The 17,798-nt window shown below is 61.3% G+C and carries 15 protein-coding genes; 7 read left to right on the top strand and 8 right to left on the bottom strand.

What is annotated here, in order from left to right:
- Positions 1–445 precede the first annotated feature (445 nt).
- Positions 446–1,405 (top strand): GSCFA domain-containing protein, encoded by a 960-nt coding sequence (locus SJY32_RS05535; RefSeq protein WP_376872605.1) that lies wholly within the window; start codon positions 446–448, stop codon positions 1,403–1,405.
- Positions 1,406–1,413: 8 nt separating this feature from the next.
- Here SJY32_RS05535 and msrA read toward each other — a convergent pair whose 3' ends face one another.
- The 7 genes from msrA to SJY32_RS05500 form a co-directional block, all read right to left on the bottom strand.
- On the bottom strand, positions 1,414–1,923 hold the full coding sequence (gene msrA / locus SJY32_RS05530; protein ID WP_376872602.1) for a peptide-methionine (S)-S-oxide reductase MsrA: 510 nt from the start codon (positions 1,921–1,923) through the stop codon (positions 1,414–1,416).
- Positions 1,916–2,377 (bottom strand): peptide-methionine (R)-S-oxide reductase MsrB, encoded by a 462-nt coding sequence (gene msrB, locus SJY32_RS05525; RefSeq protein ID WP_376872599.1) that lies wholly within the window; start codon positions 2,375–2,377, stop codon positions 1,916–1,918. Before msrB ends, msrA begins: the two co-directional genes overlap by 8 nt.
- A 161-nt stretch (positions 2,378–2,538) precedes the next feature.
- Complete coding sequence (locus tag SJY32_RS05520) at positions 2,539–4,071, bottom strand: cryptochrome/photolyase family protein (protein ID WP_376872596.1); 1,533 nt, start codon at positions 4,069–4,071, stop codon at positions 2,539–2,541.
- Positions 4,068–4,739, bottom strand: coding sequence for an SDR family NAD(P)-dependent oxidoreductase (locus tag SJY32_RS05515; RefSeq protein WP_376872594.1), 672 nt, complete (start codon positions 4,737–4,739; stop codon positions 4,068–4,070). Before SJY32_RS05515 ends, SJY32_RS05520 begins: the two co-directional genes overlap by 4 nt.
- Before the next feature lie 163 nt (positions 4,740–4,902).
- Positions 4,903–5,943, bottom strand: coding sequence for a DUF475 domain-containing protein (locus SJY32_RS05510; RefSeq protein WP_376872592.1), 1,041 nt, complete (start codon positions 5,941–5,943; stop codon positions 4,903–4,905).
- A gap of 205 nt (positions 5,944–6,148) precedes the next feature.
- Positions 6,149–6,661, bottom strand: a complete 513-nt coding sequence (locus SJY32_RS05505) for a DNA polymerase III subunit chi (protein WP_376872589.1) — start codon at positions 6,659–6,661, stop codon at positions 6,149–6,151.
- A gap of 2 nt (positions 6,662–6,663) precedes the next feature.
- Positions 6,664–8,130 (bottom strand): leucyl aminopeptidase, encoded by a 1,467-nt coding sequence (locus tag SJY32_RS05500; RefSeq protein WP_376872586.1) that lies wholly within the window; start codon positions 8,128–8,130, stop codon positions 6,664–6,666.
- 339 nt (positions 8,131–8,469) lie between these two features.
- Here SJY32_RS05500 and lptF point away from each other — a divergent pair, with 339 nt between their 5' ends.
- The 6 genes from lptF (at position 8,470) to rsmA (ending at position 16,559) form a co-directional block, all read left to right on the top strand.
- A complete protein-coding gene (gene lptF / locus SJY32_RS05495) occupies positions 8,470–9,585 on the top strand; it encodes an LPS export ABC transporter permease LptF (protein ID WP_376877594.1) in 1,116 nt (371 codons plus the stop codon).
- Positions 9,582–10,997, top strand: a complete 1,416-nt coding sequence (locus tag SJY32_RS05490; RefSeq protein ID WP_376872583.1) for an LptF/LptG family permease — start codon at positions 9,582–9,584, stop codon at positions 10,995–10,997. The genes lptF and SJY32_RS05490 overlap by 4 nt, the downstream gene beginning before the upstream one ends.
- A 20-nt stretch (positions 10,998–11,017) precedes the next feature.
- On the top strand, positions 11,018–13,222 hold the full coding sequence (locus tag SJY32_RS05485; protein ID WP_376872581.1) for an LPS-assembly protein LptD: 2,205 nt from the start codon (positions 11,018–11,020) through the stop codon (positions 13,220–13,222).
- Between the two features lie 161 nt (positions 13,223–13,383).
- Positions 13,384–14,643 carry a peptidylprolyl isomerase gene (locus tag SJY32_RS05480; RefSeq protein ID WP_376872578.1) on the top strand — a complete coding sequence of 420 codons (1,260 nt, stop codon included), beginning with the start codon at positions 13,384–13,386 and terminating at the stop codon, positions 14,641–14,643.
- Entirely contained in the window at positions 14,643–15,641 is a 999-nt protein-coding gene (gene pdxA, locus SJY32_RS05475; RefSeq protein WP_376872576.1) for a 4-hydroxythreonine-4-phosphate dehydrogenase PdxA, read from the top strand. Before SJY32_RS05480 ends, pdxA begins: the two co-directional genes overlap by 1 nt.
- 57 nt (positions 15,642–15,698) lie before the next feature.
- The gene (rsmA, locus tag SJY32_RS05470) at positions 15,699–16,559 is read left to right on the top strand and encodes a 16S rRNA (adenine(1518)-N(6)/adenine(1519)-N(6))-dimethyltransferase RsmA (protein ID WP_376872573.1); all 861 of its coding nucleotides are present in this window, start codon (positions 15,699–15,701) and stop codon (positions 16,557–16,559) included.
- A gap of 70 nt (positions 16,560–16,629) precedes the next feature.
- Here the strand turns inward: rsmA and SJY32_RS05465 are convergent, their stop codons facing one another.
- Positions 16,630–17,586, bottom strand: coding sequence for a DUF4167 domain-containing protein (locus SJY32_RS05465; protein ID WP_376872571.1), 957 nt, complete (start codon positions 17,584–17,586; stop codon positions 16,630–16,632).
- Positions 17,587–17,798 lie beyond the last annotated feature (212 nt).

The following is a 17,798-nucleotide window of genomic DNA, read 5'->3' as shown; positions in this document are numbered from 1 at the left end:
GCGTAGGTTCACGGAACCGTCAATAAAGTTTTCATAATGGTGAGGGGATAAAAAAGCTTGACCAGCCCCCTGTAAATACGGGCGAAAACTGTCCCGTGATTCATCCACAATCCCCCCCGCCCCTGAGCGACCCTCGCGCAATTCAGGATTCTCTTTGTTTCTAGGGGGATTGCGTGGCAAAGCCGATGTGGCCCCAAGATCCATCCACAGGGGCCTGTTTCTTGTGGATAGTTCCGCTATGACAGGAACAACACAGTTGGAGATTTTCCGATTTGGGCACCCAAATGCCGCATAATGGGCCCGTTGATGCGGCAAGCTGGGCCAATCGTCGGCCCTGCCCGATAAATGGGCATTTATGCCCCGTGACCGCATGAATATAGGGCTGACGGGTCTGTAATCAGATCCGCAACGCCTCTCAACGCGCCTAAGATGGAGCCATAACCCTATGACACGCCTTCCAGATCTCGAGGATCGCTCCCTTAACGCGGCCTATAATTGTTCGCGCGCCAACAAAAGCCGCCGTGCCTATCCGGATGAAAATGACCCCAGATATCAAGAGGGCCTGATTCTCCCTGAACTGCGCCCGCGCTTCAAACTGGATCTTGCGACGGGCCAATCGATCTTCACGATCGGCTCGTGTTTCGCCCGCAACATCGAGATCGAGCTTGAAAAACTTGGCGTGGATCTTCCGACGATGGCGTTTTCAGTGCCCGAAAGCGAATGGCAATGGCCGCGGCGCAACGGGATTTTAAACGAATTCAACCCGGGCACGATCGCGCAACGCATCCTCAACGCGTTGCAGGGGCGGCGATCCGATGAGGGAACACTGGTCGCGACCGGACAGGGGTGGGGCGATTTGCTTCTCGCATCGCGCAAGGATGTGACGTGGGAGCGCGGGATCGCGCGGCGCGAGGAGGTGTTTAATATCTACGCCCACCTGCCCCGATCGCAGGCCGTCATCATTACACTGGGCTATATCGAGGCATGGTATGACGCCCAACTTGAGACCTATCTCAACCGGATGCCCTCGCCCCAAGATGCTCGCACCAGCGAGACCCGCTATCGGTATCATCGCCTTGGCGTCCAATCCTCGCTGGATCTTTTGCACCCTGCCATCGAGGCGCTCACCCAGCGCGGGATCAAGGTGTTGATTTCGGTCTCGCCCGTGCCGTTACAAACGACGTTCGAGGATACCGATTGCGTGATGGCGAATGACTATTCCAAATCCGTCTTGCGCGTCGTGGCAGAGGAACTGTGGCGCAGCTACCCGCTGGTTGATTATCTACCCACCTACGAATCCATCCGCACCACGGGCCTGCCGGCCTATGCTGACGACCATGTGCATGTGCGCGCGGATGTCGTCCGCGCGCAGATCGAACATATCATCTCGGCCTATCGCGCCTAAGGGCGCGACTATGCGCTTCTCGGCAGCACCCATCCCGGACGCACGAAGTGGCAGGTGTATCCGTTGGGAAGACGCTCCAGATAGTCTTGATGCTCGGGCTCTGCCTCCCAAAACGGGCCAAGGGGGGCGAGTTCCGTCACAACCTTGCCCGGCCAGAGGCCAGAGGCATCGACGTCTTTAATGGTTTCTTCCGCGATCCGCTTTTGCTCTGCGTCGGCGTAGAAAATGGCCGAACGGTAGCTCAGACCACGATCATTGCCTTGGCGGTTTTCGGTGCTTGGATCGTGAATCTGGAAGAAGAACTCCAAAATCCGGCGATAGCTGAGCCGTTCGGGATCAAACAGGATCTCGATCGCTTCGGCATGGGTGCCGTGATCGCGGTAGGTCGCATTGACGACGTCCCCGCCCGTATAGCCCACACGGGTTTCAACAACGCCGTCTTGCTTGCGGATCAGATCCTGCATCCCCCAAAAACATCCGCCCGCCAGAACGGCGCGGTCAATCTTTTGCTCATCCATTGTCTTGCTCCACCCCGTCCATGTAATCGCCGTAGCCCTGTTCTTCCATCTCGTCGAGCGGCACGAAGCGAAGGCTTGCCGAATTGATACAATACCGCAGCCCCCCCATCTCGCGCGGGCCATCGTTGAACACATGGCCCAAATGACTATCACCGTGGCTCGAACGCACCTCGATGCGGGTCATTCCGTGCGATGTATCGTGCAACTCGGCGACATGTCCCGCAACGATGGGTTTGGAAAATGCCGGCCATCCACAGCCGGAATCGTATTTTGCGGAGGATGCGAACAAAGGCTCGCCCGAGACGATATCGACATAGATACCCGCCTCGAAATGCTTGTCATATTCGCCGGTATAAGGACGCTCCGTCCCGTTCTCTTGCGTGACGCGGTATTGCTCGGGCGTGAGCCGCGCGATTTTATCCTCATCGCGGTGATAGCGTGTGTCGTCAGTCATCAATTGTCTCCTGCGGGCGAAAACGTATCGGCCGATATTTGCGCGCCAAACCATGGGGTCCAATGACGCAATAGGTCTTATCTAATGGTGATCGTGCGGAATTCCAGCGCGCTGACGCAGGGGTGAAGCGCCTGCGCCTCCGCCTTGCGCATCCCCCGCCCTCACACCGGCTCGCCCGCCCGCAGTTTTCGCAAGAAGTCTCCCGCCTCTTTAATCACCACATCGCGGTGCGTGGCCGCCATCTTATCCCATGTGCGGTACATCTGCGCCATGCGAGGATTGCCCCCCAGTGTCTCGCGGTGGCGGATCAGGAAATCCCAATAAAGCAGATTGAACGGGCACGCGTCCTTCCCCGTCCGGTCTTTCACGCGGTACGCACAGCCGCCGCAATAATCAGACATTTTGTTAATGTAGCTGCCCGACGAGACGTAAGGCTTTGATCCGAGCAACCCGCCATCCGCGAACTGGCTCATGCCCAGAGTATTGGGCGCCTCCACCCATTCAATCGCATCAATGTAAACCGCATGATACCACGCCTCCACCTCTTGCGGCGACACACCCGCCAAAAGCGCGAAATTCCCCGTCACCATGAGGCGCTGAATGTGGTGCGCGTAAGCCAGATCTCGCGTTTGCGCCACCGCGGCGCCAAGACAGGCCATTTTCGTGGGCGCCCCCCAATAGGCGGGCGGAAGGTCCTCGGTCTGGTTGAGGTAATTCGACGTGAGGTAATCCGGTCCGGAGATCGCCCAAATTCCGCGCATATATTCACGCCACCCGAGGATCTGCCGGATAAACCCTTCGACGGCGTTGAGCGGAGCCGTGCCGTCAAAATAGGCCGCCTCCGCCCGCTTGCAGACCTCAAGCGGCGATAGCAAACCAAGGTTGATGCAGGGCGACAAAAGCGAATGGCTCAACACCGGATCATCGCGGAGCATCGCATCTTGCTCGTCGCCAAACCGCGGCAGAATATGCGCGATGAAATGATCGAGCGCCTCGAGCGCCTGCGCGCGGTCGGTCGGCCAGTGAAAAGCGTCGAGCGTGCCGAAATGATCCGGGAAGGCGTCGCCAACAACGGTCATCACCTTTGTGACCACGGCGTCAGGCTTGAACTGTTTGGCAGCAACCCGCATCAGGTCAGGCTTGGCGGGCTTGCGATTGTCGTGATCGAAATTCCACTGTCCCCCGACAGGCTGGTCGCGCGCCTCGCCCTCCATCAACAGCCCCGTGCGCCGGCGCATCTCGCGGTAGAACCACTCCATCCGGAATTGCTTGCGCCCCTTGGCCCAGTCTTCAAAAACCGCAGGCGGGCAGATAAACCGGTCATCCGCCAGCATCCGCACCGGAACGGGCAAGGATTCCAGCTCGGCCGTGAGCCGCCAATCCCCCGGCCGCACGACGACAACCTCTCTCGCGCCCGTCTCCTCATACCGGCGCAGCACCTCGGCACGCAGGCTAGGCCCCGTTTCGGCATCCTCCAGTTTGGAGTAGAGAACGGGCATCCCCTCGGCCTCCAACTGCGCCGCGAATTTGCGCATCGCACTGAGGAACAACACAATTTTCTGCGGGTGATGCGGCACGTAGCGCGCCTCGCCCCGGACCTCCGCCATCATCACATGATCGGTTGGCGCGCGATCGCGCAGGCTCGCGAGATCAAAGGAGAGTTGATCCCCCAGAACGAGGATGAGGCGGCTCACCAGATAATCTCCTTGCCATTCGCGTCAAAAAATCCGCCCGTCTGCGCGGGCGAAAGCGCGTCGAGCACTCGGATCAACCCCGCCGCCGCATGCGCGGGGGTCACGGTGGGATGGGTCGCTTGAAACGCCGCGGTGAAGGGCGTCGCCACGGTCAGAGGATGCAGCGCGGCGATGACGGCGTGCGGATGCGTGCGCGCGATTTCGACGGAGGCGGAGCGCAGCAACTGGTTGAGTGCCGCCTTCGCCGCACGGTAACTATACCAGCCCCCCAAACGATTATCCCCGATGGAGCCAACCCGCGCCGAGAGCGCCGCGAACCGTGCCGGCCGGTCGCGGGGCATCAGGCGAAGCGCATGTTTCAGCACCAATATCGGGCCCGTTGCGTTCACGGCGAACTGATCGGCGAGCGCATGCGGGGTAACCGCGCGGAGGGATTTCTCCGGTCCGCGGCCTGCGATTTCCAACGCGCCCGTCGCGCAGATGATCCGCTCGAAGGGACCGCTGAGTTTTGCCAAAGCCCGTTCGATACTGGCCTCATCGGTGACATCAAGCCCGTCATCACGGCGCGAGAGACCGATGATCTGGTCAGGCGCGGTGCCCGCATCCATCGCCGCCTGCATCAAAGCCGCGCCAATGCCCCCAGATGCGCCGAAAATTAATGTCCGCATGTGCCCTCTCCTGTTTGGGGGCGAGCTAGGCCGCCACGGGCATCCGTCAAGCATGGAGCCGCGCGTAAAGCGCAGCAATACTGGCGCCTGACGCATTGGAGCGATGCCGCAACATCGCCCCGTAAAGCCTTACATCTATTTTACTTTTGGTCCCACGACCCGATCAAATCTCGGGGTTGCGTTTGCGGTAGATCAGCGAGGAGATGAAGGCCAGCCCGATAAAGCTCGCACCGAGAAGTCCGGTGATCATTTCGTTGATATGGAACAATGTCTGCCCGAACATGATGATCGAAAGGATCAGGATCGACCAGAACGCGCCATGCTCCAGATAGCGGAACTCCGCGAGGGTCTGACGTTCGACCAGCATGATCGTCATCGAGCGCACATACATCGCCCCGATCCCCAAGCCGATCGCAATCAAGAACAGGTTATGCGTCAGGGCGAACGCGCCGATGACGCCGTCAAAGCTGAATGACGCATCGAGCACTTCGAGATACAAGAACGCCCCCAGCCCGCCTTTCGCGGCAACCTCCAGCGCTTGCCCGCGTTTGTCGAGCACCTGCCCCAAGACCTCAACCGCGAGGAAAGTCACCAGCCCCGCCACCGAAGCAAAGAGGAACCGGCCAACTTCGTGAGCCGGCACAAGCGTGGCGACGACCATGATCAAGCTCAGCACAAACCCGATTTCGAGGCCGCGGATCGAGGCGCAGGCCCGTAGGCGGCGCTCAAATGTTGCGATCCAGTCGACCTCTTTGCCCTCGTCCACAAAATACGTCAGCGCCACCATCATCAAGAAAGCCCCGCCAAAAGCCGCGATCGGCAAATGCGCCGCACCGATGATCCGCGCATAGTCGTCAGGCTTGCTGGCGGCCATAACGATGGCCTCCCATGGGCCGATCCCCGCCGCGATCACAACGATCAAAAGCGGGAAAACAATCCGCATCCCGAACACCGCGATGATGATGCCCCAAGTCAAGAAGCGCTTTTGCCAAAGCGGGTCCATGTCCTTGAGTTTGTTCGCATTGACGATGGCGTTATCAAAGGACAGCGAGATTTCGAGAACGGCGAGAACGGAGGCGATAATCAGGAATGACACCCCGCCGCCTAAATGCCCGGAAAAGCTGGTGCCCAAGATGAAGGAAAGGATAAGCCCCGCCCCCGTCACGATAAAGGGCCAACGGAAATAGCGGAGAGTTGCGGTCATATCGGGCTCCAAAGCTCGAATTGAATGAAATGGCAGTTGCGCGGCTCACATAGTCAGCCCGCCGCCCTGCCACAAGGGGCGCGCCCAAACTCTGCGGCGCGGCGGTGCACGGCGGCAACAACAAGCACAAGTCGAGGGGCTAAGAGACCAGTGCAGCAGGTCTATCAGCGCGGCTTGTCACATATTTTTCAATTATTTAAAGGCACTACTTCATGCGCTTCCAAGGGCCTTCCGCCTCCGACCAATATTGCCCCTCAACCCCCGCCGCCGTCAGCGCCTTCCACTGTCCGCGCGCCACCGTGAGGGCCGCCTCGTCGGTGCCGTCAAACAAGATCCAGAGCCGCTGGCGACCGGCGCAATCGGCGGCGCTCACCTCCGCCCCGCCCACCGTCATCACCGCGTCAAATGCGCCCGCAGTTGACGCGGATTGGGTGATGAGCACGGGCTGATACGCATCATGCGGTCCGCCCTCGATGCCATGGGGCAAAAAGTCACCCGCCGCGCCCTGCCAAAGCCGCGCGTCCAGTTGCGCAAGCGGGCCCGTTTGCGGATTTGCCCGCAGCTCCACCCGCCACCCATGCGACAGCGCACGCGTTAAAAGCATCATCGCCACCTGCTCGCGCGGGCTTCGTGTCAAATGATAAAACAAGGCAGGCGCGGTGTGATCCGCGCCCGCCCCTCGGCCTGCGTCCTGCCCTGAAACATCAGCGCCGTGCATCGTCAGCCCTCAAATCGGTCGCGGATCAAACGGTCCAACGCCACCACGCCCCAGCCGCTCGGCCCTTTGGGCGCAAGGGTGGTTTCCGACGGGGTCAACGCCACCCCCGCGATATCGATATGCGCCCAAGGCGTGCCTTCCTTGACGAAATGGCCCAAGAATTGCGCCGCCGTCACGGCCCCTGCCGCACGCCCGCCGGTATTCTTGATATCCGCCAGCCGCGTTTTGATGAGCTTCTCATATCCCGCCCCCATCGGCATCGGCCACGCGCCCTCGCCCTCAGCCTCCGCCGATTTCACGATCGCATTGACGAGACCGTCGTCATTGCCGAAGATCCCCGCCTTTTCATGGCCAAGCGCGATGATGATCGCCCCTGTCAGCGTCGCGAGATCAATGACAGCACGCGGCGAGAACCGCTCTTGCGCATACCAAAGCACATCCGCCAGAACCATCCGCCCCTCGGCATCGGTGTTCACGCATTCAATCGTCTCGCCCTTCATCGAGCGCACAATATCGCCGGGCCGTTGCGCCTTGCCGTCGGGCATGTTTTCCACAAGGCCGACCAGCCCCACAACATTCGCCTTCGCCTTGCGCAGTGCAAGCGTGCGCATCACCCCCGCAACCACGCCCGCGCCGCCCATATCCATCGTCATTTCTTCCATGCCCGCCGCAGGCTTGATCGAAATCCCGCCCGTATCGAACACGACGCCCTTGCCGACAAGCGCCAGCGGCGCCTCATCCGCCGCGCCGTTCCACCGCATCACAACCACTTTCGACGGGCTTTCAGACCCCTGCCCAACTGCAAGAAGCGACCGCATACCAAGCTGTTCCAACTCGGGCTCGTCGAGGATTTCGACCTCAAGGCCAAGTTCCTGCATCGCGGCCAAGCGGCCCGCGAAATCGTCTGTTGTGAGGATATTCGCCGGCTCATTGACCAGATCGCGCGTGAAGAACACCCCCTCCGCGAGCGCGGCAAGCGGGGCGGCTTCGGCGGCGATGTCCTCGGGTTTGGAGACGGCAAACGTCACGGCGCCAACGGCAGGCTTTGCCTCCGACAGGTAAGGCTCGAACCGATAAGCGCGCAGCGCGAGACCGAAGGAGATTTCCGCCGCACGGCTGTGGTTTTCCGCCAGAACCAACGCGCCCGTTTCGGTCAGCATTTTCCCGATTGCCGCCCCCGCCTTGCGCGCCTCCAGAACGCTTGCCTTCTTAGGCAAGACCACAAGGCTCACCGCATCGCATTCCATCCCTGCGGGATAGGCGAGATCCAGCACATCGCCCGCCTTCACCTTCGCAAATGCCGGCGATCGCAGCGCGCGATCCAAGGCCCCTTTCGTCAACCGGTTGATGCGGCGCGCGCAGGGGCTGCGGCCTGCTTCGGGATCGACAATCAATGCCACGCGCCCCGTTGCCGTCGCAATCGCGTCGAGATCGGTTTCTTGGAATTGGATTTCGGTCGGTTGGCTCATGTCAGTCTCCAATATGGCACGCGGCATCGGGCGGCGGCGGCGCGGCGGCACGACACGGGCGCGGGAATTTGGCCGGAGCCTAGCGGCGGATGCGGCGAATGAAAAGATGCGCCATCGCGTGCGACCCGTTAAGCGGGGCGCGCGGATCGGAGCCATCCGCAAGAGCTGCGATGCCGCCTGCTGCGCGGCGAATCGCCGATGCGCACCCCAACACGCAACAGCGCGGACGCAAATCAGGCGCGGCGCGGCCCCACCCCCCTTTCGCAATCGCGCCCCATTGGGTATGACGAACCTCACCCCCTGCCGCCGCGCGGCGATTACCAGTTTGATGAGGTTCCCTTGGCGCGACTGGATCGATACCTTTTGGCCCAACTTATGGGCCTTTTCGGCTTTTTCGCGCTGGTTCTGGTGTCGGTTTACTGGCTCAACAGGGCGGTGCAATTGTTTGAGCAACTGATCTCGGACGGGCAGTCGGCGCTCGTCGTTCTGGAATTCACCGCGCTCACCTTGCCTTATGTCATCCGCGTTGTGCTGCCGATCGCGGCCTTCGCGGCGACGCTCTATGCGATCAACAAGTTGAGCTCGGAGAGTGAACTCGTCGTGATGCAAGCCACGGGCGCCTCGCCTTGGCGGCTGGCACGGGCGGTGCTCGTGTTTGGGGCGATCGTGGGCGCGATGATGATGATTTTGGTCAATGTGCTCGAGCCCGTGGCCCGCGCCACTTTGGCGGAACGGCAGGCGGAAATCGCCGAAAACATCACCGCGCAATTCCTGAATGACGGTGCGTTTATGCATCCGGCCAAAGGCGTGACCCTATACATCCGCGAAATCTCGTCGCGCGGGGAATTGCTGGATTTCTTCCTGTCCGATGCGCGCAACACCTCCGAGACGATTTATACGGCCGAGCGCGCCTTGGTCGTCAAATCCGATCAAGGCCCAAAATTGCTGATGTTTTCGGGACAGGCCCAGATCCGCAGTGCTGACGGGCGCCTGACGATCACACGGTTTGATGATTTCACCTATGATATCGGCGCGCTGGTGCCCAGCGTCGCGGCGAGCGCGCTTGGTTTGCGCGAAATGACGACATGGCAACTACTGACGGGTGCGGCGGACGGGCTTGATGCGGGCGCGCGCACCGCCGAACTTCACACCCGCCTCGCGGCCCCGCTGCTGGCTCTCTCGGCCGTTTTCATCGGCTTCGCGACCTTAATGACGGCGAGTTTTTCGCGGTTTGGCATCTGGCGCCAGATCGTCCTGGCGATCGGTTTGTTGATTTTGGTGCAGTTCATCGCAAACTGGGCGGAGGCGCAGGTGATCGCGAAACCTGCCCTTTGGGCGCTAAGCTACCTTCCCTCCTTGGCGGGGATGGCGATTGCGGCGGGCTTGCTTGCCCATAGCGTCCGCGCCCGCAACCCCAAACGCAACCGCGAAGATCTTGGCGGAGCGCGCGCATGAAACTCTCTCTCTACATTGCGCGGCGTTTTTTGCGAGCGACTTTCATGGTCGTCGGCGCCTTCTTCGTCATTCTCTACGTCATCGAGATTCTCGAGCAATTACGTAGATTTGGCGGGAATGGCGTGGGGTTTGGCGAGGCGGCCTTCCTTGCGGCGCTGGTCGTTCCCGAACGGATTTACACCGTTTTGCCGATTTTGATGATGCTGTCGGGGGTGGTCTTGTTTATCGGCCTCGCGCGGTCGTCCGAACTGGTCGTGATCCGCGCGGCCGGGCGATCGGCGTTGACGATGTTGATCGCGCCGGTGGTGACGACAATTCTTTTGGGGGCGGCTGCGGTTGCGGTGGGCAACCCGATCCTTGCCGCCTCGGCGCAACGCTATGAAGATCTGGCCGCGCAATACCGCGCAGGCGCCCTTACCGGCGGAAGCGACACGCGGATTTCAATTGGGTCGGAGGGGCTTTGGTTACGCCAAGGCGCGACCTTGACCGGCGCCGAGGCCGATGCCGCACTTGAGGCGGCCGCCCTGATTTCGTCAGAGGCGGAAGCGCAAGACAATCCTGACGCGGATACCGGCACGCAGGCCGTGCAAGACGACCTCGCCAGCACTGTTTTGGGCGCGCTTTCCGAAGCCCTCGCCGAGACGGGCGCCGCTTTGGGGGCGCCATCGCGCTTTTTCCGCGAGGATGGGTCTGTCGATCTCAACATTGATCCGGCCCAGAATGCGCTCACCGTCACGCCGCCAACGTTATCGGCCGAGGCTGCGGCGCGGGCGGCCGCCCTCGCTACATCGCAAGTGGTGATTCACGCGGCACGGGCCAATCTGGATGCGACAACCCTTTACGAGACGACTTTCCTTGTGTTTTCGGCCGATGCGGGGCCTGCGCGGCGCATCGAGGCGCGCGAGGCGATCTTGTCGGACGGCTATTGGACATTGCGGGACGTCAAGGACTGGCCCCTCAAAGGCTCAACCAACCCTGAACGCGATGCGACGACCCGCGCCGTGATGCGCCTGCCCTCCGACCTGACGCCAGAGCGTATCCGCGACGGTTTCGGCACGCCGCAAGCCATCGCGATTTGGGACCTGCCCGACTACATTCAAGAGTTGGAGCGCGCCGGATTTTCCGCGCAGCGCCACCGCGTCTGGTTCCAGATGGAGCTTGCCTTGCCCTTCGTTTTGGCGACGATGGTGCTGATTGCGGCAGGCTTCACGATGCGGCACGTGCGCTTTGGCGGCACAGGGCGGATGGTGATGCTCGCGCTGTTTGCGGGGCTTGGGATGTTTTTCTTGCGCAACGTCGCGCAGGTGCTTGGTGAAAACGGACAGATTTCGGTGTTCTTGGCCGCTTGGGCGCCACCAATGATTGCAGGGATGTTGGCTTTGACGCTATTGCTGCATCTGGAGGACGGATGATGGCGCGGCGCAAGACCCAAATGCTCACTCACATAATCACACCAGCGGATGCGCGCGCGCGCAAGGCAACGCCTCTCAAGGCGTCGATGCTTGCGATGCTGCTTTGCGCCCCGGTTGCGACATTCGCACAGGTAGCGGTTCAGGACGGCAATCTCACCCCACAACTTACCGCAACCCAGTCGCAAGCGGCGACATTGGTCGCGGACCGGGTGACGATTGGCGGTGGCAATACCCTCATCGCGGAAGGCTCCGTCGAGGTCTATTACCAAGGCAACCGCTTAACGGCGGCGCGGATCCAATACGATCCCACCAACGAGACAATGCTCATCACCGGCCCCATCCGGATGATCGATGCGACGGGGCGCGCCGATATTTTGGCCGATAGCGCCTCGATCGATCAAGATATGCAAAACGGCATCCTCAACGGCGCGCGGCTTGTGCTGGCGCGCGAATTGCAGCTGGCCGCAAACCAGATGGAACGGCGCGACGGGCGCTACTCCGTGCTTGATACGGTTGTGGCCTCATCCTGCCAAATCTGCGCCACCGATCCGACGCCGCTTTGGGAAATACGCGCGCGGCGGGTCACGCACGATCAGGTCACGCGTCAACTCTATTTCGAGAAAGCCCAGTTCCGCGCCTTTGGCGTGCCGCTGGCGTATCTGCCTGCCGTCAAGATGCCCGATCCAACGGTCGAACGGATGTCGGGCTTTCTTGCGCCGGTGTTCCGCTCGTCTTCCTTGCTCGGCACCGGGATCAGCCTGCCCTATTTTATCACGATGGGCGACAGCCGCGATCTGACGGTAACGCCGAGCATCACGACGCAAGACGGCTACACACTCGGGCTGCGGTACCGCGAGGCTTACCGGACGGGGCGCCTTGATTGGGAAGGCGCCGTGACGCGCGATGAGGAATATGACGACGACACCCGCGGGTATTTGTTCGCGGATGGCAGCTTTGAGCTACCGCGCGGCTATACGCTGGGGGTGCAGCTGCGCACCGTGTCAGATGATGCCTATCTCGTCGATTACGATATCTCGGATGAAGAGCGCCTATGGTCCGGGATCACGTTGGAGCGCGTGAAGGCCGATCGATTGGTTTGGGGGCGGGTAGGCTATACGCACTCGATCCGCGACGGCGAGGATAATGGCACACAGCCCGCCCTCGCAGGCGATTTGCAACTCAGCCGCAGCTACGGCCTCGCGGGCGGTATTGCCCATCTCGATTGGGATGTTCATGCGCATCGGCGCGCCTCCGATATCGACGGGGATCTAGGGCGCGATGTGGTGCGTTACGGGTTTGAGGCGGGGCTCTCGCGCAACTGGCTTTTGCCAAGCGGTGTGTTGGTGAATGCGACCGGCCTCGTGAACGCCGATTTCTACGACATCCACTCCGACAGCCGGTACGATTCGACGATCGCGCGGGTCGCGCCAACAGCGGCCATCACCCTGCGATACCCGCTCGTGCGGCAAACCGGATCGGCGGCGGAGGTTCTGGAACCCATCGCCCAGATCGTTTGGTCGCGGCGCACATTGCCCGAAGTCCCGAACGAGGACAGCACCTTGGTCGAATTTGACGAGGGCAACCTGTTTTCCCTCACCCGCTATCCGGGCGAGGATGCGCGCGAACGCGGCATCAGGGCAAACCTCGGCTTGAGTTGGACCCGACAGGATGCATCGGGCTATTCCCTCGGGTTGACCGCAGGGCGCGTCATCAAAGCGGATGATCTAGGTCAGTTCGGCACATCGACCGGTCTCACCGGACGCAGCTCAGATTGGCTGGTCGCCTCGCACCTGACGATGAGCTCGGGCCTGATTTTGAGCAACCGCGCCTTGATCGACGATAACTTCTCTCTCGCGCGCGATGAGATGCGCATCTCATACACCAAAGACGATACCTCGCTCTCGCTTGGGTATCTTTGGATGGAAGCCGATCAGATCGAAGACCGCGACGAGCCGATTTCCGAAATTCTGCTCGATACCAGCTTCCCGCTGACCGCAAATTGGAACGGCAGCGTCGACACGCGCTACGATCTTTATACCGAGGGCGCGGCGACGGCGGCGCTTGGTGTCGAATATGTGAACGAGTGTATCTCGCTCGATCTTTCCCTCTCGCGCCGCTTTACCTCATCTAGTAGTGTCGATCCCGAGACCAGCTTGGGAATTTCGATTGAGTTGGCAGGGTTCGGCGCCGGCGCGCAAGGCACCGCGCAAACCTGCACGCGCTAGACGCGCAGCAGGACGCGCGTTACAACGGCGTCAAATCCGAGAGGCGCTTTCGGGTGCTGAGAACGGGCGATGCCGCCCAACCTGCGGCGCAAACGCCGAAAACGGCAACGCCTTCGGGCCGCGCCAAAGAATAGGCCTTCGGGCCGGGAGCTGTTGAAAAGATGCGAGCATCGCTTTTCGTCCTTGGCGTGACCACCGCTTTGACCACCATTTTGACGCCTGCCCTGATGGCGACCACTGGCGCGATCATGCTGCACGCGCGTCCTGCGGCGGCGCAATCGAACCCATTCGCGCCGGTGATTTCCGTCAACGGCCTCGGGATCACGCGCTTCGAAATCGACCAGCGCGCGAAGATGGTGTCGCTGCTCGGGCGCTCGCCCGATCCGGTTGCCGAAGCCGAGAGCGATCTTATCGACGACCGTTTGCGGATGAGTGCTGCGAAATCGGCCGGTATCGAGGTCTCGCGCGAGGCGGTGACGCAGGGCATGGCGGAGTTCGCAGGCCGCGCGAATATGACAGCGGAGCAATTCCTCGCGGCGATTGGCGCAGAGGGCGTAGAGCCCCAGACCTTCCGTGATTTCGTCGAGGCCGGCATCGCATGGCGCGAGGTTATCCGCGCGAAATATGCGGGCAAGGTGAATATCTCGGAGACCGAGGCCGCCTTCGCCTCCGCGCCGGAAGCCGAACGTGGCAAGGGTACGCGCCTGTTGATGCAAGAATTCATCATCCCGACGCCGCCAGGCCGTGAGGCCGAAGCCGCCGCCATCGCCGAACGGGTGAGCGCGGCGGACTCGGAGGCCAGCTTTGGTGCTTTGGCCCGCGAATATTCCGCCACCGCATCACGCGACGCGGGCGGGCGCCTGCCTTGGAAAGCGATCAACGACGTGCCACCGTCGCTGCGCGCTGTGATGCTCGGCCTGACGCCCGGATCGAACACCGAGCCGCTCAACATTCCCAATGCGATCGCGGTTTTCCGTCTGCGCGGAATTGACGAGGAAGGCCCGCAAGAGGCAGACGAGCAAATCCTTGATTACGCAGAGTATCTTATCCCGTCGATCGACACCGAGGCGGGGCAGATCGCCTTGGCGCGAGTTCAGGCGAATGCGCAAACCTGCGACGATCTCTACGCATTCAACAAAGGGCAGGACGCGGCTTTGTTGACCCGAGAGACGCGCAGCCTGCCGGAGATTCCGACCGATGTCGCGCTGCAACTGGCCCAGATGGACAGCAACGAGATCTCGACCGCGATCCGTCGCGGCGGGAATAGTGTTGTGGTCATGCTCTGCGCGCGCACCCGCCCCGAGGCAGAGGGCGCGCCCTCCTCGGAAGCGCTGCGCGACCGTATCGCCAACGCCCGCGTTGGCCAGTTCGCGGAGGGCGATCTGGCGGATCTGCGCGCGAATGCTGTGATCATCCGCTAATGACCAGGTTAGACACAGCGCCACCGGCCAATATGCGCCCCGTTATTTTGACCTGCGGCGACCCTGCGGGGATCGGCCCTGAGCTGGCAGCGAAGGCGGCCGCGAAACTCCGCGCTTCGGTTCCGTTTTGTTGGGTGGGTGATCCTGCCCATTTGCCGAAAGGCACGAAATATCAAGAGATCGAGCGCCCCTCCGATGCGATGTCGATCGCGGGCACCGCGCTGCCGGTCTTGCGTCACGATTTCCCTGCCGCCGCCCCTGCCGGCGCGCCGGACCCTGAAAACGCGCGCGCCGTCATTGACGTCATCGCGCGCGGCGTTGATCTGGTCATGCGCGGCGAAGGCTCTGCGCTTTGTACCTCACCGATCAACAAAAAAGCCCTTAAAGACGGCGCTAATTTCGCCTTCCCCGGTCATACGGAATATCTTGCGCATCTCGCAGGGGGCGCGCGCGTTGTGATGATGCTCGCCTCTCCGATGCTCAAGGTTGTGCCTGCCACGATCCACATCGCGCTCAGCAAGGTGCCGCAAGCCTTCACGCGCGACGTTCTCCGCGACACGGTCCGGATCACGTTCGAGGGGATGCAGCGCGATTTCGGCTATCACAGCCCGCGCATCGCAGTTGCGGGCCTGAACCCGCACGCGGGCGAAGGCGGCGCGATGGGGCGCGAGGAACTCGAATGGATGACGCGCGAAATCAAAGACTTGCGCGCCGATGGCTATGCGATTACCGGCCCGCTTTCCGCTGATACCATGTTCCACGCCCGCGCGCGCGAGGCGTATGATGTGGCAATTTGCGCCTATCACGACCAAGCCCTGATCCCGATCAAGACGCTCGATTTTGACGGCGGCGTCAATGTGACGTTGGGCCTGCCGTTCATACGCACCTCGCCCGATCATGGCACCGGATATGATATCGCGGGCAAAGGCGTTGCGACGCCTGCAAGTCTGATCGCCGCCCTGAAAATGGCGGCGGATATGGGCCGGAATCGCGGCTGACCGTGGCCCGATGCAGCCCTCGTCGCGTGACAACGCTACATTTTGAAAGAGGCCCCTATGAGTGCGATTGACGGACTTCCACCGCTGCGTGAAGTGATCCGCGACCATGACCTTGTGGCGAAAAAGCAGTTGGGGCAAAACTTCCTGCTCGATCTCAATTTGACGTCGAAAATCGCCCGTGCAGCGGGTGATTTGAAGGGATGCGATGTGTTGGAAGTCGGGCCGGGTCCGGGCGGGCTGACGCGCGGCCTTCTTGCCGAGGGTGCGCGCCGTGTGCTGGCCGTGGAGAAAGACCCGCGTTGCTTGCCCGCATTGGCCGAAATTTCCGCGCATTATCCGGATCGGCTGGAAGTTATCAACGGCGATGCGATGGAAATTAACGCGTTAGAATATCTCACGCCGCCGATCAAGATTGCCGCCAACCTGCCCTATAACGTCGGGACGGAGTTGCTCGTCCGCTGGCTCACACCCGCGATTTGGCCTCCGGTCTGGACGTCTTTGACGCTGATGTTTCAACGCGAAGTCGCGGAAAGGATTGTCGCGAAAGTGGGCGACAATCATTACGGGCGGCTCGCGCTTTTGGCGCAGTGGCGGTGTGATGCGAAAATCGTGATGAGCCTGCCGCCAGAGGCCTTTACCCCCGCGCCCAAAGTGCATTCGGCGGTGGTACATTTGACCGCACTCCCCGCGCCGCGCTTTGAGGCCGATCCGAAACTGCTTAATCAGGTCATCGCTGCGGGCTTCAACCAACGCCGCAAGATGCTGCGCGCGTCGCTTAAATCGCTCGCGCCGAATATGGAAGCGCTGATCGAGGAGGCTGGCATCCGCCCAACTGAGCGCGCCGAACAAGTCACTTTGGAGCAATTCTGCGCGCTATCGCAAATTCTAAAACGCGAGCGGGCTGCCGGACGCGGTTGAGGGAACGATCTGATCGAACACCAAAAAACGCCGCGTCTGGGACGCGGCGTTTTGTTTGACTAGATGCGGATTACTCGTTGGCCGATGGCTCGCCCTTATCGGCGGGCTCTGGCTTGGCTGTCGCCTCAGCCGCGTCCGGTTTGGGCTTTGTCACGCGCGGTTTACGCGGTGCACGTGGCTTGCGCGGTGCGCCCTCCACTGCCTCACCTGCACCAGCCTCAACGGGTGCTGCCTCAACCTTGGGTGCGCGGGCGGCGGGTTTCGACGGCGCGCTTTCGGGTGTGCTCACGATATCGGCATGGCCGTCATCCGAGGTAAAGCTCGTGTCAGGCTCTGTGCGGCGCGGCGGCTGGCTGATGAAAGCCGGCAGCTCATCTTGCACAGGTGTGCGATCGGCATTGCCTTGATCGGCCGCGGTCGCCTGCGTCGCTGCGGGCTGGTTTTGATCGCCGCGGGTCTCGCCATCCGAGCTGCGCGAGTCGTTGTTATCCCGACGGTTGCGATCACGGCGGTTGTTGTTGTCACGGTTGTTATCGCGACGGTTGTTATTCTCGCGGCGATTGTTGTCGCGGCCACCGTTGTTACCCAACTCGTCACGGTTTTGATCGTTCCGACCTTGGTCATTCCGGTTCTGATCATTGCGGTTCTGGTCGTTCCGGTTCTGGTCATTCCGGTTTTGATCGTGGCGGGGTTGATCGTTCTGATCGCGGCCCTCGTCCCCCGACCCATTCTGGCCGTTGTGATGGCCGTTTTGCTGGCGCTGCTCTTGTTCGCGCGCCATTTCCTTATTCGCCTCACCCAACATGCGGGTGTAATGCTCTGCGTGTTGCAGGAAGTTTTGTTCCGCAACGCGATCGTTGGAAAGCTGGGCATCGCGGGCAAGCTGCAGATATTTATCAATAATCTGCTGCGGCGTGCCGCGCACTTTCCCTTCCGGCCCCGAACTATCGAAGACGCGGTTGATGATATTGCCGATCGAGCGTTGGCGGTTCGATTTCGAACGCGAACGGGATTTGGAAGATCTCATGAGACTCGTCTTCTGAGGTGTTAATCAAACGGACCTTAACGGCCCTTGCCGGACCCTCGGCCTGCGCGAGATCGGCGTTACCCGAATGCGGACCAGATCTGATGGCTGAGACGTGAGGGGAATATTCTTCGCCGCTCACGGGGATGAATAACCATGAGAGCGGCACGCTGGCAAGCACAAACTACGAAAAATGCGCGTAATTGCGCGGTTGT

The sequence above is a fragment of the Albirhodobacter sp. R86504 genome (assembly GCF_042466415.1).
In the GTDB taxonomy this organism is placed as follows: domain Bacteria; phylum Pseudomonadota; class Alphaproteobacteria; order Rhodobacterales; family Rhodobacteraceae; genus Albirhodobacter.
The sequence above is the reverse complement of the archived record's forward strand: the minus strand, read 5'-3'. Positions and strand labels throughout refer to the sequence as shown.

Excerpts from the sequence above, each read along its gene's own strand:
- msrB (WP_376872599.1), bottom strand. The coding sequence starts at position 2,377 with ATGACTGACGACACACGCTATCACCGCGATGAGGATAAAATCGCGCGG.
- SJY32_RS05535 (WP_376872605.1), top strand. The coding sequence starts at position 446 with ATGACACGCCTTCCAGATCTCGAGGATCGCTCCCTTAACGCGGCCTAT.
- msrA (WP_376872602.1), bottom strand. The coding sequence starts at position 1,923 with ATGGATGAGCAAAAGATTGACCGCGCCGTTCTGGCGGGCGGATGTTTT.
- SJY32_RS05500 (WP_376872586.1), bottom strand. The coding sequence starts at position 8,130 with ATGAGCCAACCGACCGAAATCCAATTCCAAGAAACCGATCTCGACGCG.
- SJY32_RS05515 (WP_376872594.1), bottom strand. The coding sequence starts at position 4,739 with ATGCGGACATTAATTTTCGGCGCATCTGGGGGCATTGGCGCGGCTTTG.
- SJY32_RS05490 (WP_376872583.1), top strand. The coding sequence starts at position 9,582 with ATGAAACTCTCTCTCTACATTGCGCGGCGTTTTTTGCGAGCGACTTTC.
- SJY32_RS05510 (WP_376872592.1), bottom strand. The coding sequence starts at position 5,943 with ATGACCGCAACTCTCCGCTATTTCCGTTGGCCCTTTATCGTGACGGGG.
- SJY32_RS05480 (WP_376872578.1), top strand. The coding sequence starts at position 13,384 with ATGCGAGCATCGCTTTTCGTCCTTGGCGTGACCACCGCTTTGACCACC.
- rsmA (WP_376872573.1), top strand. The coding sequence starts at position 15,699 with ATGAGTGCGATTGACGGACTTCCACCGCTGCGTGAAGTGATCCGCGAC.
- SJY32_RS05485 (WP_376872581.1), top strand. The coding sequence starts at position 11,018 with ATGCTCACTCACATAATCACACCAGCGGATGCGCGCGCGCGCAAGGCA.
- SJY32_RS05505 (WP_376872589.1), bottom strand. The coding sequence starts at position 6,661 with ATGCACGGCGCTGATGTTTCAGGGCAGGACGCAGGCCGAGGGGCGGGC.
- pdxA (WP_376872576.1), top strand. The coding sequence starts at position 14,643 with ATGACCAGGTTAGACACAGCGCCACCGGCCAATATGCGCCCCGTTATT.
- SJY32_RS05465 (WP_376872571.1), bottom strand. The coding sequence starts at position 17,586 with ATGAGATCTTCCAAATCCCGTTCGCGTTCGAAATCGAACCGCCAACGC.